Origin of the sequence: Alteromonas macleodii (genome assembly GCF_903772925.1) — a bacterium.
Lineage (GTDB): Bacteria > Pseudomonadota > Gammaproteobacteria > Enterobacterales > Alteromonadaceae > Alteromonas > Alteromonas macleodii_A.
This window is the reverse complement of the sequence record NZ_LR812090.1, coordinates 1,789,517-1,805,251: the sequence shown is the minus strand read 5'-3', so window position 1 is coordinate 1,805,251 and position 15,735 is coordinate 1,789,517. Positions and strand designations below refer to the sequence as shown.

General features: G+C 44.8%; 8 protein-coding genes. 2 read left to right on the top strand and 6 right to left on the bottom strand.

Annotated features, from left to right (window positions below):
* Positions 1-311 precede the first annotated feature (311 nt).
* The 4 genes from hrpA to PCAR9_RS07825 all read right to left on the bottom strand — a co-directional run bounded on the left by hrpA (position 312) and on the right by PCAR9_RS07825 (position 8,285).
* Positions 312-4,283: an ATP-dependent RNA helicase HrpA gene (gene hrpA, locus PCAR9_RS07840; protein WP_179983119.1), complete on the bottom strand. Its 3,972-nt coding sequence runs from the start codon at positions 4,281-4,283 to the stop codon at positions 312-314.
* A 100-nt stretch (positions 4,284-4,383) separates the two neighbouring features.
* The gene (locus tag PCAR9_RS07835; protein WP_179983118.1) at positions 4,384-5,730 is read right to left on the bottom strand and encodes a Na+/H+ antiporter NhaC family protein; all 1,347 of its coding nucleotides are present in this window, start codon (positions 5,728-5,730) and stop codon (positions 4,384-4,386) included.
* Between the two features lie 315 nt (positions 5,731-6,045).
* Positions 6,046-7,326: an AraC family transcriptional regulator ligand-binding domain-containing protein gene (locus PCAR9_RS07830; RefSeq protein WP_179983117.1), complete on the bottom strand. Its 1,281-nt coding sequence runs from the start codon at positions 7,324-7,326 to the stop codon at positions 6,046-6,048.
* Positions 7,327-7,373: 47 nt separating this feature from the next.
* The gene (locus PCAR9_RS07825; protein ID WP_179983116.1) at positions 7,374-8,285 is read right to left on the bottom strand and encodes a diguanylate cyclase domain-containing protein; all 912 of its coding nucleotides are present in this window, start codon (positions 8,283-8,285) and stop codon (positions 7,374-7,376) included.
* Positions 8,286-8,649: 364 nt separating this feature from the next.
* On the opposite strand from PCAR9_RS07825, the gene PCAR9_RS07820 reads away from it, so the two are divergent.
* Positions 8,650-11,355, top strand: a complete 2,706-nt coding sequence (locus PCAR9_RS07820; RefSeq protein WP_179983115.1) for a TonB-dependent receptor — start codon at positions 8,650-8,652, stop codon at positions 11,353-11,355.
* 141 nt (positions 11,356-11,496) lie between these two features.
* Positions 11,497-13,860: a phytase gene (locus PCAR9_RS07815; protein WP_179983114.1), complete on the top strand. Its 2,364-nt coding sequence runs from the start codon at positions 11,497-11,499 to the stop codon at positions 13,858-13,860.
* A gap of 166 nt (positions 13,861-14,026) precedes the next feature.
* Here the strand turns inward: PCAR9_RS07815 and PCAR9_RS07810 are convergent, their stop codons facing one another.
* Together PCAR9_RS07810 and PCAR9_RS07805 are read right to left on the bottom strand one after the other, a co-directional pair.
* Positions 14,027-14,446, bottom strand: coding sequence for a CBS domain-containing protein (locus PCAR9_RS07810; RefSeq protein ID WP_025254932.1), 420 nt, complete (start codon positions 14,444-14,446; stop codon positions 14,027-14,029).
* A gap of 179 nt (positions 14,447-14,625) precedes the next feature.
* On the bottom strand, positions 14,626-15,690 hold the full coding sequence (locus PCAR9_RS07805; RefSeq protein ID WP_179983113.1) for an isoaspartyl peptidase/L-asparaginase family protein: 1,065 nt from the start codon (positions 15,688-15,690) through the stop codon (positions 14,626-14,628).
* Between the last annotated feature and the right edge of the window lie 45 nt (positions 15,691-15,735).

The window sequence follows — 15,735 nt, the reverse complement described above, 5'->3', positions numbered from 1 at the left end:
CTACTTCTCCTGATTTTTAGCATTACGCTGACGACTACAAATGTTGTTATAGGTTGATGGCGATAACTTGTCAATCGAACTGTTTAAATTTTATTCAACAATGTTGCAAAAGTAGTATTGGTCTTACCTCAATGAGTCGACGTTTATCTTTTACTATCGATAAAACAGCATATATGCATGCTTATTAGATACAAATAATTAAGTCCCACAATACGCTGTACTGTGGGGCTTTAATATAAGTAACCAGCCTATGTAGAAGCGCTTCGCGCATAGTAAGCTAGGCGTTACACATTGCCATATCGATAACTTCATTAGAAGTCTGCTAAATAGAGGGTTATACGCTTGGCTGATATGGGGTATGCAGTACCAAGCTGCTGTGCAAACAGAGAAACACGCAACTCTTCTATCATCCAGCGCACATCATCAAGGGCTTGAGGCACTTTACCTTTGGGGTACTTACTGCACGCTTTTTCCCATTCTTTAATCGACTTTTCTACCGTTACCTGATGCATTCTGTCTTTGTTGGGGTCAATGGGTAGTTTCTCAAGACGACGGGCCAAGCCTTTAATATACCGGTTCCAATCGTCCAGCCTACTTTCGCCAATTTGAGAGACAAAGCCAGGGAACACCAATGACGCAAGATGTGCTTTACAGTCACCTAACGCGTTAATCATAGTTAGCGGTACGTTGCCTTTCATCTGCTTTTGGCATTGATGAGCAAGGGTAAGCCCCTGCTCTACCTGCTTGGCGATTTCTAACACTCTGTCATTGATATTGGCTCGAGCGATCTCTAAACAGGCCTCAAAATCAGCTTTATTTCGAATGTCAGTGTCGTTCGATTTACTGTAATCACTGACGATGGCGTCGATACCGGCAAAAATGCAATCATCTATCAGCGCTTTAACTTGCCCGAATGGATTGAAATACAGGCCCAGTTTAGCTTTGTTGGGTAATTTACTTTGCAAATAGTTAAGCGGCGACGGCATGGCGTTTTTAATCAATACATTAACACCCTGCTTATGTAGCGCCTGCGCTTTATCGGCCTCTTCTATCAACGCGATATCCACCTTATCGCCTTTTTGCACTAAAGCTGGGAACGCCTGTACTTCAAAACCGCCTACCTTTTGCACAAAGGTTTCCGGTAGGCTTTCAAAATCCCACTGTTCAATATTGTTGCGCTCTAATTCTGGTGTCGCGGCTTTTTCAAAGGTTTGCTTAACCTGTCCTGAGCACTGTTGCTTAAGCGCATGTAGGTCATCACCTTTGGCAATATCATCACCGTTGTCCTTCACTACCGCAAAGTGCATTTTTAAATGCTTATCAAGCTGAGCTAGATTCCATTCTTCGCTTTCAATAACAACGCCAGTCATTTTACGAAGCTTATCACTAACCGCTTCCAGCAAAGGCACAGGGCGATTGTTTTTGTCTGTTTCACTGATATCAGCAAGGCAGGCATCGGCAAAGTTAGGCGCAGGCACAAAATTGCGTCGCAAACGTTTAGGTAAGGTTTTAATTAAGCCGACTATGAGGTCGTGCCTTAGCCCCGGCACCAGCCAATCAAAACCTACATTGTCCACTTGGTTAAGCACTGGTAGGGGGATCACTACCGTTACACCGTCATCTTCAGCGTTGGGCTCGAAGTTATAGCGTAGCGGCAGCGTAATATTGCCCTGGCGCCATACATCAGGGAACGCGTTCGCTACCGACTGCCCAGGCTGCTGACGATACACGTCTTCTTCTTTAAAGGTTAAACTGTCGTTGCTTCCGTGCTGTCTAAGCCACTTTTTAAACGCTGCATCATTATTGGCTTCAACCGGAATACGTTTAGCGTAAAAGCTTACAAGCTCTTCATCATCTACAATCAAATCGCGACGTCGAGTCTTTTGCTCAAATTCATCCGCTTGTTCAAGCAGTGCGTGATTTTCTTGTAAAAAGCTGTAGTTGAGCTTGGTGTTACCTTCTACTAACGCTTCGCGAATAAACAATTCATGGCAAATTGGCGGGTCGATTAGGCTGTAAACCTTTGCGCGCTTCATCACAATAGGCAGCCCGAACAGAGTAACCTTTTCAAACGCAATAACCGCGCCGCGCTTTTTAGACCAATGAGGCTCAGAATAGCTTCTTTGCACAAGGTGTTCAGCTAAAGGCTCTACCCACGCTGGGTCTATTTTTGCCACCATACGGGCAAAAAGTTTAGACGTTTCTACCAGCTCGGCTGCCATTACCCATTTTGGCTGAGACTTTGATAACCCTGAGCCTGGGAAAATTAAAAAGCGTGAATTGCGTGACCCCATATACTCACGGTCTTTATCTTTAAAGCCCATGTGTGATAACAAACCGCTGGCGATAGCTTGGTGAATGGCCTGATAGTCGGCTTCTTGCTTTGAAATACCGAAGCCCAGTTCAGCAATAGACTTTTTGAGCTGGCTTACAATGTCTTGCCACTCGCGCATACGCAAATAGTTGATGAAATTCTGCTTACACCATTTGCGTAGCTGGTTTTGGCTTAATGCGTTTTGCTGCTCTCTAAACGCCACCCACAAGTTGTAAAGGCTTATGAAATCTGAATCTTTGTCGTGATATTCACTGTGCTTCTCGTCTGCTTGCTGGCGTTTTTCCTGTGGGCGCTCTCGTGGGTCTTGAATTGAGAGTCCCGCCGCAATCACCATGACTTCGCTTAGTGCGTTCGTGCGCTCGGCTTCAATCACCATGCGTGCATAGCGAGGGTCGATAGGCAAACGCGCCACCTGACGACCCAGCGGGGTAAGCTGCATCTTGCCACTTTGCTTCGTTTTTCTATTAGCTTTGCCTTTCCCGATAGCTTGGATTTCTTCAAGTAAGCGAAAACCGTCGTTGATATTTCGGTTATCAGGCGGTTGAACAAACGGAAAAGCAGCGATGTCGCCTAACCCTAACGCAAGCATTTGTAAAATAACCGACGCTAAGTTAGTGCGAAGTATCTCTGGGTCGGTAAATTCTGGGCGCCCTAAATAGTCGTCTTCGCTGTATAGGCGAATACAAATACCATCAGACACACGGCCGCATCGCCCTGCCCGCTGATTCGCTGAGGCTTGTGATATTGGTTCAATAGGCAGTCGCTGCACTTTACTTCTAGCGCTATAGCGTGAAATACGGGCAAACCCCGGGTCTATTACGTATTTGATACCGGGTACGGTTAACGAGGTCTCGGCAACGTTTGTGGCTAGCACAATGCGTCTACCGCTGTGTGACTGAAAAATGCGGTTTTGCTCTGCCGCCGATAGCCTAGCATAAAGCGGTACAATTTCAGTATTGCGATAATGCTGTTTGCTTAGGGCATCTTGGGTGTCGCGTATCTCGCGTTCACCACTTAGAAAAACCAGAATATCGCCCGGTGCTTCACGCATTAGCTCGTCGACAGCATTTACGATGGCATCACTTTGATCGATGTCATCATCATTGTCTTCAGGGGCGTGATAACGAATCTCTACCGGATAGGTACGACCGCTCACTTCAATAATTGGCGCATTATTAAAGTGTTTAGAAAAGCGTTCTGGGTCGATGGTAGCTGACGTAATAATAAGCTTAAGATCAGGGCGCTTATCCAACAGTTGGCGCAGATAACCTAACAAGAAATCAATATTAAGGCTTCGCTCGTGGGCTTCATCTATGATGATAGTATCGTATTGATTTAAGAATCGGTCTTGCTGCATTTCAGCAAGCAGCATACCGTCGGTCATAAGTTTAACGTAGCTTCGCTCGCTTACCTGATCGCTAAAGCGAATCTTAAAACCTACCTTTTCGCCAAGTGGCGTGTTTAGCTCTTCAGCGATACGCGTGGCCACGCTTCTTGCTGCTAATCGTCTTGGCTGGGTATGAGCAATCATGCCATTCACACCCCGACCTAGTTCTAAACATATTTTAGGTAGCTGTGTGGTTTTACCCGAGCCAGTCTCACCGGCTACGATAACCACTTGGTTATTCGCAATCGCTTCTTTGATATCTTCTTTTTTATCGCTAACCGGCAGCGGCGGATACTCAACCTTAGGAAGGTTGCTTTGACGCCAATTACGCTTTTCTATTGATGTATTGATGTCGCTTTCTAGTTTTTCAAACTGCTTTTTTAGATTTTCTTCGCTTACTGAATTATTTGTCTCTTCTTTTTTTCCATTTTCTTTACCGCCAGATGCGTCATTAGCTTTTTGCGCAAGCTGCGTGATCCTACGCTTCAAACGAAATTTATCTACGCTTAAACAATCATCAAGTTTGTTGTAAAGAGGTTTTATAGCAAGTGGTGAAGACAAAGTGACATCCTAAAGCGAGTTTCTAATCATCAATAAAATTCGGGCGGTGATCCTAGAAGATACCGCCCTAAAAAGCCAGTGTGTTAAGCGTTACGAGAATTTAAGCGCTTTGGGTTAATTCATCGTCCCGCGGGGTCGTAAAACGAGGAAAACCAAACCAAATGGCTGCTACTCCAAATACGAATATAAGCATGGGGTACCAGCAATAAGGTGTAATAGCCAATGGCGAAATGCCCACTACGGCTGCTGCGCTTAAAAGCTGTGCTCCGTAAGGGACCAAGCCCTGGAAACTACACGAAAAGATATCCAGTAATGACGCCGTACGGCGTGGGTCTACGCCATATTTTTCGTTTAAATTTTTCGCAATAGGGCCTGCGGTAACAATGGCAATAGTATTGTTGGCCGTTGTAATATCTAAAAAGCTCACTAAACCAGCAATACTAAACTCCGCGCCTTTTTTAGACGTAACTTTGCGAGTTAAACGCTCAATCAACCAGGTTATACCGCCATTTGCGTGCATAAGCGCAACAATGCCGCCTATGGTTATGGCAATCATGGCTAAATCTTGCATCCAGCCCATCCCTTTTTGAATACTTTGCATCATCGAAAGTGGCGTAAAGCTACCTTGAACTAAACCCACCACGCAGGCGCTGGCAATACCCACTGCAAGTACGCTGATAACGTTAAACCCAGTTAGCGCAAATGCAATAATGCATAAGTAAGGCACTATGCGCCAAAAATCATAGCTGCCGCCTTCTACAATTCCTGAAGTATCAACATCAACCATAAGCAGTAACGCCATAGTGACGATGCATGCTGGCACAGCAACCATTAAGTTTGCTTTGAATTTGTCCTTTAGCTGTACGCCCTGCGTTCGTGTAGCTGCAATGGTGGTGTCTGAAACAAACGAGAGGTTGTCACCAAACATAGCGCCCCCCACGACAATACCCAGCGCCATTTCCACAGGCAGCCCTAAGCTTGTGGCAAGACCGGCTCCTATTGGCGAAAGTGCGGTAATAGTGCCCATTGACGTGCCCATGGAAAATGATATGAAGCAGCAAATTAAAAACAGGCCCGGCAATATCAGTGCAGAAGGAACAAATTGCAGCGCCATGTTGACCGTGGCGTCTCGTGCACCAATATCGATGGTCACCGCGTAAAACGCACCTGCCAGTAAGAATATCAGCACTAAGAGAATAATGTTCTTGTCGCCACCGCCTTTGCAAAAAGTTTGTACCTTTTCGGAAAAGCTAACTTTCCTGCCTTTGGGGTTCAAACATAAGCCATACCCGGCACTAATGAAAAACGCCACCAAAATAGGCATTGCGGTAATGTCATTTGTGGTGATGCCTGTTACCACAACAAGGATCACAAAAAGCAAAATAGGCGTTAGACCTAGTGGGTTTGGAATAATAGAATTTGGTGCAAAGTCGTTATTTTCGTGCACAGAAAACTCTCTTTTGGGTTTTATTGCGTAACAGCAACAGTTTAAAGGCTACGCTGAACAGCCACCTTAAGGGTGCGAATGCGTAAAACAAGCTTCAACAAGACCATATCTTCACGGTCTTTCACGGTGCGAAGCTAAAGCAGCAAAGGATAAAAGGTTTTAAGTGCGTTGAAAAGAAGTTTACCTCTCAACAGCTAACCCTTCTGAATGGTTACAGCTACTCTTTTAGTTTTTTAAGCTTTGGGCTAGGCTTGCAGTTCACTGGGAGTCACGCAGTTTAACGGGCATCACGCAGTTCACTGGGAGTCACGCAGTTTAACGGGCATCACGCAGTTCGCTGGGAGTTTTGCCGGTAAGCCGTTTTACGGTACGGCGAAAATTAGTTAGGTCGTTAATGCCCATTGCATTTGCAGCAACTTCGTTGCTAACTTTATTTACTGACAAAAGCATTACCGCATGATTACGCTGGACTTCTTCAGACAACGTGCGAAAGCTAACGCCAAACTCCTTCAATTTTCGCTTCAAGGTAGCCACGCTAACGTCCAACTTTTGTGATAATTCGGGTAACCCAGTATTTGCACTTTCTGCGCTAAATGCAAAAATGTAATGTCTGACAAAATCTGGCAAAGACAGACATGGTTGCAGCGTAGTCAGAGACGCTGCTTTTGATGAAGTAACACTGCTTCGTAATAAACTGTTATCTACTAAATAGCTTGATGGGACCTGTGGTTCACAAACGTCTGCCGCTCTACTTACCGGTTTTAGGGGCTGAAGCAATACGTCTTTTTCAATACAAATACTATTAAAGGGACTGTTAAACGATAACTTAAGACCAAGGTGGGTTTCATAATCAGCGATGTTTTTCGGCCGACTACCCGTAAAAGTAAAAGACAGACGTATTCGCTTATTAGCAATATTTCTTAACAGTGAAACGATACTTGCTAATGCCATTTCAATAGTGAATAAAGATAGCTTGCTGTTACCCCCTGTTAACTGTGGTACCAATACTATGTTATTTGCGTTTTCAAAACGCTGAAATTGACATAGCGGTAAGCTACACCACCTGAATATATGATGGTGAGTGAGGTGAAAAAGTAGTGCTTCGACATTTTCGCATGCTGCTAACACATGCAAAGGACTGTGCTGCCACTGTGAAGCTAAAGCACCACCGAGCATAAAGCTAACATCGCTACCTTTTGTTTGAGCATGCACATTCCCTAACAGCAATGAATACTGTTTTATGCTTAGTAGAGAATCACTTTGTAAGGCATCATCAAAAATACCGGTGCCTCGCAGCACCTTATTTTTATTGGCCCCTCTCGATAGCGCCACATCCAGTGCAGCCCGCACCAACCAACACCCACGAATCGCTTTGTCTTGAACAGACATCACCACACTAGCACTAGCAATGACACCCACGCCATGCACATCAGCATCTGCTTTTGCGAAGACCCCCATGCCAAGGTCATCAGCATTTCCTGTTGCAAAGACACCCATAACAGAAGGGTTTTTAGGGTGGTTATGCTCAGCCTCTGCAATGTGAGCATCTCTGCCCTCAGCTGCACGCAGTGCTTCTAATGGTAGTGTTAAATCCATAAATTACTTACCGTAGGCGTCTTTTTACTTTGCACAAAACGCCTTTATTAGGCTGCGCTATCATGTGGCCGTTCAAGTTCCAAGAGCATGTTATTAATCACCGTTGCTAGTCGCTGGTTGGGCAGCAAAGTTACTTGAGTGCTACGTGCAGTGGTGTAAATCGCATTCGCATTTTGGCTGTGCCTAAAAGCAAGATGTTGGATACTGGCTTTAATATCATTGAGAATAATATCAGCCTGCATGGGCGAAATATCCGGCATTAGAATGGCAAAACGATCACCAGCATAACGACAAGCTAAATCTTGCTGCCGTAAATTCATAATTATTAGTTGCGCAATGTCATGCAGATATCTATCGCCTTCCGTGTACCCATGCTTCTGGTTAAACAAAGAGAAATTATTAATATCAATGATGGCTAGAACGGCTGACTTACCTGAGCGCTGTTGCTTGTGAATTTGTTCTTTCCAATACTCTGCTCTGTAAAGTTGCGTTATGGGGTCGATGGCGTCGTGATCGCGAAAATCCCACTCCCTACGCCGCAATTGCAAATTTAAGGCGCGCTGCTCTAAGTGCCATCGATAAAGCGCCGCAGTCATCACCACCATCCCCACGGCTGCTGGATAAGACTCAATCATACTTATCCAGTAAGCTTCTTCGGGGTAGTGAAAAAACTCATCTAAAAAGTCCAAGCTGACGGAAAACAAAAATAAACCTAGCCCTATCGTCAGAAGGCTAGTTACTGTTCCAGGAGGACGACTGGCAAGGGCAGCAAGCATCCATGCCAAGGTTAAAAAAGCGATACTGCCCTCCCCCAAAATATCTAGGTTTGATATTACAGCGCTTTCTTTGAGATCACCGAACATAGAAGCCAAGCAAACCGCCAGCGTCACTATGCCCGCAGTAAATACCAGCCAAAGCTTGTGGTGTCTAAATTGTGTTGCGTTTGAAAAGGTAAACATAATGCTCTCTTTGAGAATATCTCGTGGTGAATTACCTCACGCACCATGTCTATGTGCGAAAGCGTTAAAAATAAAACGAGAGTCTTGCCCAATTCTGCTGAAACTGTCGAGGGTCAGTTTGGCTCATCAATGTGACATCTTGATGGCAAAGTGCGCAGATAACGATAAACAGCGAAAATAAAACCAATTAATTCAGAAGGTTAATTCAGGGTCATTTTAGCTCAACAAACTAAAATTTTGTCACGATTTCGTTTATCGAGACACCACTTCCATCACATCGTCATATAACTGTCACGCAGACTTTTTAGTGTACTTACCCACTTGCTTATCACATCTTTTGACTGCTTAATTGTTTGGAAAATAAATGAAAATTAAAACCGCGTACTCATCTCTTACCCTTGCTTGTATAACAGCATTGGGTCTCACCATTGCTTCTCCTGTTTCAGCTGCTGATGGCGTAATAATCGGTTCTGTAAAAGACGCCGCAAAGGCACGCAGCTATGCCGGCGCACAAATAAAGATTGTCGAATTAGGGCTTAGCACCGAAGCAGGCAGAGACGGTACGTTTCGCTTTCCATCTATTCCCGAGGGTACTTACACACTAGAGGTTTCTTACCTAGGTGAACAAACCGTCACACAAGATATCCAGGTGACTGATAACGGTATTGCCCGCGCTGCCGTTGAGCTTGGAAACGGCGATACAATTGACGAAATACTGGTACGCGGACAACGAAGCGGACAAGCAAGTGCAATTAATCAGCAAAGAGCATCAGACCGCATTTCTTCCATTGTTTCAGCTGATGCCATTGGTCAGTTTCCAGATCAGAATGCTGCAGAGTCTTTGCAACGCTTACCCGGTTTATCTATCGAGCGAGATCAAGGTGAAGGCCGTTTCGTTGGAATACGAGGTATCGACCCTAACCTGAATAACGTGACTATCAACGGTTTAAATATCCCTTCACCGGAGTCAGGCGTACGTTCAGTAGCACTAGACGTAATTCCATCTGAGCTTATTCAAACCTTGGAAGTTTCTAAATCTGTAACCCCGGATATGGACGGCGACGCTATTGGTGGCTCGGTAGCCGTCAAAAGCGTAAGCGCCTTTGATAAAGCGCGTGATACCGCAAGCGTGACGGTACAGGCAAGTCAAAACGATTTGCGTGATGAAACCAGCCCTAAGCTTTCTGGCACTTTCACTAAGAAACTATCACCAGAATGGGGAGTGGCTGGCGCTATCTCGTATTTTGACAGAGACTTTGGTTCAGACAACGTGGAAAGTAACGGTGAAGATGAACTTGAACAGCGCCATTACACCATCACCCGCGAGCGTTTAGGTAGTGCATTAAATATTGATTTTCGCCCAGACTTTAACAACCAGTATTTTCTTCGCACACTCTACAGCGAGTTTTCTGACGATGAATTTCGCCAGGGCAACATATTTACGTTCGACGGCGAAGATTCGGAAATAGAAAGAGAAAGTAAAGACCGCTTTGAGAGCCAAAGTATATTTACCGTGGCGTTAGGTGGTGAACATCAATTAAAAACTTGGACAGCCAACTGGCAACTTGGTTATGCGAAATCTGATGAAGATGAACCTGATGCCCTGTATTACGTCTTTAAAACTGAAAATGACAGTATTGACGCCAATATAAATACAATGCGCCCTACTGTTTCACAAAACGCTGATGCCATGGACTTATCAACTTACGAGGTAGATGAGATAAGCTTTGAAGACAACTACACCAAAGACACCGAAACCAGTATTAAATTCGATGTAGCACGCCCTCTTAATCTTGGTGGTTATATTGGCGAATTAAAAATGGGTTCTAAATACCGCAGCCGAGAAAAAGACCGAGACAGCAGCATAGCAATTTTCGACGGTGACTTTGACGAGTTAGATGCTTCTCAGTTTGGCGCTGTAAGTCCAGATTATTCACTCGATGACTTTGGGCCAGGGCTTAATCGCAGTGAAATGCGCAGTTATTTTAACGACAACCGCAGTAGCCTAGAATTAGACAGTCTAAATTCTGAAGTGGAGTCTCGCGGCGCCACTTATATTAATGAAGAGGATATTTTTGCCGCCTATGTCATGGGTAGCGTAGACATTGATAAACTCCACCTAGTTGCGGGTGTTCGCTATGAGCGCACTGACTTTTCTACATCAGGTATGCGAGTAGAGCTAGTAGAAAACGAAGAAACCGACGTTGAAGAAGTGGTTAATACACCATGGAATGCGGAGCGCGACTATGACCATTGGTTACCCAGCGTGAACGCTAGGTATACATTTTCAGAAAAACTCCAGCTTCGCGCCGCTTACACGCAAACTATTTCAAGACCTAAATTTGAAGACGTAGCGGCATTCCAAATCATTGAGAGCAAAACAGAAGAAGACGATGGCGTATTTGTCACTGAACGCGCAGCCGAAGTTGGCAACCCTGAGCTTCAGCCGTATGAAGCACAAAACCTCGACTTATCGATTGAATACTATCCAGGCGATATTGGTGTAATGTCAGCTGGGCTGTTCTACAAGAATATCGATAACTTTGTAGTGTACGCTGACGTAGCTGGCACCACCGGCTGGGAAGGTTTTGAAGAGGTCATACAGCCAATAAATGGTGATTCTGCTGATTTGACCGGCTTAGAACTTTCTTGGGTAAAAGCTTTCAATAACGGCTTTATTGTTTCTGCCAACGCCACCTTTACCGACTCAGAAGCGACAACTTTCTTAGACGGCGAGAAATTTGAAACTCAATTACCGAACCAGTCAGACCGCATTGGCAACTTAACCATTGGTTACGAAGCCAATGACTTCAGCGTGCGTTTAGCTACCACCTATAAGAGTGACAATTTCGAAGAAATTGATGGCGACATGTTGAGATTCGAAGACGACCACATTCAGGTTGATTTCATGGCACGCTACTACATTAACAATAGCATGCAGGTCTATTTCAACGGCATTAACTTGGGTGACGAACCCTTCTACAACTATTTTGATACGCGCAGCCAAAATGCACAGTATGAAGAGTACGGGCGCACCTTCGAGCTTGGCTTTACCTGGCAGCTTAACTAAGTACGTTTATCGATAGCCAGTCTATTAGTAAGGGGAAGGTCAATATGTTTGTGACCTCCCCATTTAATTCTTCTAGGCCATGCTTTACTCGTTCGGCTAAGCATGTGCTTACACTCAGAAAGTTTTAGGACAATAACAACAATGACCCAAAAGCGTCACACTCAACGTTCTTTTATGGCTTTAGGTAGAGCAGCGGCGATTTCAAGCGCATGTTTAGCGTTATTTAGTTGCGCAGCCGCTAACACTGCAACTAGCACCACAGCGAATAAATCTGCGGATGATAACCAACAGTCAAAAAAAACCGATGCCCAAGAAATAGTATTGCCGCTTACAAAACTCGAAAGCGGTTTTAGTCTCACACTTCCCTACAAAAGCAACATTAGTAAAGACACCCATGCTAATACCCAGCAGTTTGCTTACGCAGACACCCATGCAAACAACAGCAAAGACACCCAGCCTAAAAACACTAACGAAGACACCCACGTTATCTATATCAACGTGAATGAATACAAGGGTGTCTCGTTAAGCAATTCGGCGGGAAAGAAAAAATTCATTGCGGGAAATTACAGCCTAGTAAATGCTGAAGTTGTATTGCATAAAACCAAGCAATGGGTGTCTTTGGTAATGTTTAACAACGACACTCAACACATTGAAGTGTATCGCATCGCTCCAGAGCCCCTTGAAATTCGTCAACAAATAAGCCAACCAACCAAGGGCTCTGAAGCTATTTGCGCTGCAACATCGGCTAATGGTGAACTACAAGTCATCAACATTGATGCTACTGGCACACTAAATCAGTATGAAGTTCATAACGGAAGTTTTTTGTCGCTTCGTGACTTTGCGATAGGGCCGGGCATTAAAAGCTGCGCCCTGAATACCCATACTGAAACCTTATATCTAGCCGACGAATATGCCGGCGTATGGCAGCTAGATACCAATATTGAAAATGAGCTAGCGAAAGATCTAATCTTCCATGAGCGAGATGTTGCTGTTGAAGGTGTAGCCACCCTACCCCCAATGCCCCCAATCTCAATACAAGATAACGTGGGTGTCTCTGCAAGGGCTCTACCCTCAATATCAAAGCAAGATAGCGTGGGTGTCTCTGCTTGGGTTAGCCCAGATGCTAGTGGTGTATGGTTACAAACCCCTTGCCTGACGCAGCTTGTCTCGCTTGTTTATGATGCAGGAGATGGCAACTCAGCATTTGAAGTAGATAATGCAGACGGTAAAGCTACCTTTATTCAGCCCGAATACGTTCATTTATCGCTAGATAGCAGTGCAAGAAGCATTTCTCTTATTGTTGATGATGACCAATCAGGGGACTTTTTTCACACGGAACTATCACCAGCATTGAGCGAAGCATTACTTAATAGTCAGTGCGATTCTGGCCAGGCAGAAGTTAGTACCAAAAACACTACTAAAGACACCCACACCAAAAGCACCATTACAAAAGGTAGCAGCACAGCAGCGGTAACGTCGAAAAGTAAATACGGGGCAGTCAGTGTTAAGCCTGAAATAGAAACTGACTCGGTAGAAAATTATGGTGATGCCGCTGACGACCCTGCCATTTGGGTTAATTCACTCGCACCGCAACAAAGTCGCGTTCTCGGTACCGACAAAAAAGGGGCACTCAATAGCTACGACCTATCAGGTAAGCTTTTGCAAAGCTTACCTGTTGGCAGAGTGAATAACGTTGACGTGGGGTACAATGTATTTGTCGGACAAAGCCAAGCTCGCAAAAGCAATGCGCCGACGATTGACATAGCAGTAGCATCAAACCGTTCAAACAACAGTTTGTCAGTATTTGAGATTGATAAACGCGGAGACATGACTCACCTTGGTGATATTAGCACTACGCTTGGTGATATCTATGGCCTGTGTATGTTTGTTTCAGATGGCAAAGCTCAAGTATTTGCAAACGATACCAGCGGACGCTTTGAACGATATCACCTATCTTTTGATACAGCCAAAACCATCAATGGGCGCTTAACACAGTCTTTTTCGCTACCTTCTCAACCTGAAGGGTGTGTGGTAAATACCAAGACAAACACTGCCTACCTGGGGGAAGAAGGTGCTGGAATCTGGGCCTTGAATGTAAGCAAAAACAATGAAGAGCCTCGCTTTATAGTTGAAATAGCCGCGCCTGTAGAAGCAGATGTTGAAGGGCTGGCACTTTTCGAAGTAGACAGCCAAACCTATCTTATTGCCTCAAGCCAAGGCAATGACAGTTACGCTATCTATCAAATTCACAACAACAAACCTAGCGCACTAAAACTTATTGGTCTCATTCAGATCGTTGCAGACAAGATGAAAAGAATAGACGGCGCATCGGAAACAGACGGGCTTGATGTAACCAATGCTAATCTTGGAGGAACGTTCTCTGAGGGACTTTGGGTAGTACAAGATGGCCGAAACGTTATGCCAAGCCAAACACAAAACTTCAAGTTAGTGACTGGCACATCGCTAAAATATTCAATAAGAAAACTGGTTAAAAGAAACCATTAGATTTGCGTAGTTATATAACAAATAAGATTCCTAAATACAGAAATCAAAAAAAGGCGTTAAGCACGTTAACGCCTCTTTTTACAATACACTGCTTTTCTAACAAAAGTGAATTTGCAGCAACCGTTATAAAGCAGCGCCATAATAAGTTTTAGCGCTTTAAAATCAACTAACCCGCTCGCTGATACCCATCATTTAATTGAACGTCAATAGCGCGAAGCACGGCCGTTCGGTTAATTGAGCCTAGAAGCACACCATCATCATCTACTACCGGGTAAACCCGCGGCTTCTCCTTAAGCAGTAATTGCGCTAGCTCTATCACTGACATGTAAGGCTTAACCGAAACCACCGGCGTTTTCATGATTTCCCCTACCCTACAAATTTGCTCGCGATAGTAGCTAGAGGCAATCATTTGAGCGATACAATCCTGCTCCGATAAAAAGCCCACCACTTTTCCCTTTACATCGAGCACAGGCCCTCCACTTTGCCCACTGGCCAATAGCACTTCAACAGCCTGCGCTACTGGCATATCGACATTAAGTTTGACTGGGTGAGTATTCATATAATCACTGACTTGCAACGATTCCATTTTCGATTCTCCAGCCGTGGCGCCTAATGTGACCGATACTGCGACTTATTTGGCGTTACGGCACTTCAATTATTATTAACCACATGTGAAAGCAATTTTCCCCCACACTTAAAGACTAGACGTTTCATTTAATACAAGCCAGTAAATTTAACATTAAAATAACAACCGCTTTCTGGTATTTAGTCTTTATAAATAGCGACGGTTACTTCGCCATTTATGTCGATGCTCGCACGGTACATACCCGCTGAATTAAAAGGCATCGCGATATTGCCTTTCCCGTCGATGGCTATTACGCCACCATCACCACCAGCCTTCACGAGTACATCATTAACCACAGTATTAGCTGCGTCGTTTAGTGTTAACCCTTGATACTTCATTCGCGCACAAATATCTGCTGCTACATTGTATCGGATAAAGTATTCGCCATGTCCGGTAGCCGATACGGCGCAGCTTGCATTATCGGCATAGGTACCTGCACCAATAACGGGGGAGTCGCCGATGCGCCCAAATCGTTTCGCCGTCATTCCACCCGTTGATGTTCCGGCGACAATGTTGCCCTTATCATCTAATACCACCGCGCCTACGGTTCCAAAGCGCTCGTTACCCTGCTGTGTACCATACCCATTTGAAGCTTGTTCCATACGGGCTTTCGCTTTATCTAAAGCCTGCTTGCGAAACTCAGTATCAAAAACCGAGTTATCCACTTGGTCAAGACCGTTTTGTTTTGCGTATTGTTCGGCGCCTGTGCCAGAAAGCATGACATGGGGGGATTCGTTCATTACAAGTAGTGCCGCCTCTATTGGACTTCTGATTGTCTTAACACCTGCAACAGCGCCTGCGTTTTTACTTCCGCCATGCATGATAGACGCGTCGAGTTCATGCTCTCCCTCAAAGGTATACACGGCACCAATGCCAGCGTTGAACAAAGGTGAGCTTTCAAGAATTTTAATGGTTTCAACCACCGCCACTTCACCTTTTGCGCCGTCTTGCAGCAAGGCATAACCGTGCTTTACTGCTTGGGTTAATACCTTTTTATAAGCCGCCTCTTTTTCAGCCGTCATCGAAGACTTTAAAATAGTGCCAGCTCCGCCGTGAATGGCGATGGCAACCTGTGGGCTTTCTTGGTGAGCATCAGCCGCTGATGCGTCAGTACTAACAATCGCTAGCGAAGCTGCTAAAGCGCTGATTGCACATAGCGTATGTCGAACTTTAGTGGACTGGCGAAAAATGCGAGAAAGGTTCAAACGGTTCACTCCTTTAAAAGTTATAAAACACCGCTTGTTTTCGTG

What these genes read in the sequence shown, in the direction of transcription:
- PCAR9_RS07830 (WP_179983117.1), bottom strand. Translation starts at nt 7,326, where the DNA reads ATGGATTTAACACTACCATTAGAAGCACTGCGTGCAGCTGAGGGCAGA.
- PCAR9_RS07815 (WP_179983114.1), top strand. Translation starts at nt 11,497, where the DNA reads ATGACCCAAAAGCGTCACACTCAACGTTCTTTTATGGCTTTAGGTAGA.
- PCAR9_RS07820 (WP_179983115.1), top strand. Translation starts at nt 8,650, where the DNA reads ATGAAAATTAAAACCGCGTACTCATCTCTTACCCTTGCTTGTATAACA.
- PCAR9_RS07825 (WP_179983116.1), bottom strand. Translation starts at nt 8,285, where the DNA reads ATGTTTACCTTTTCAAACGCAACACAATTTAGACACCACAAGCTTTGG.
- PCAR9_RS07810 (WP_025254932.1), bottom strand. Translation starts at nt 14,446, where the DNA reads ATGGAATCGTTGCAAGTCAGTGATTATATGAATACTCACCCAGTCAAA.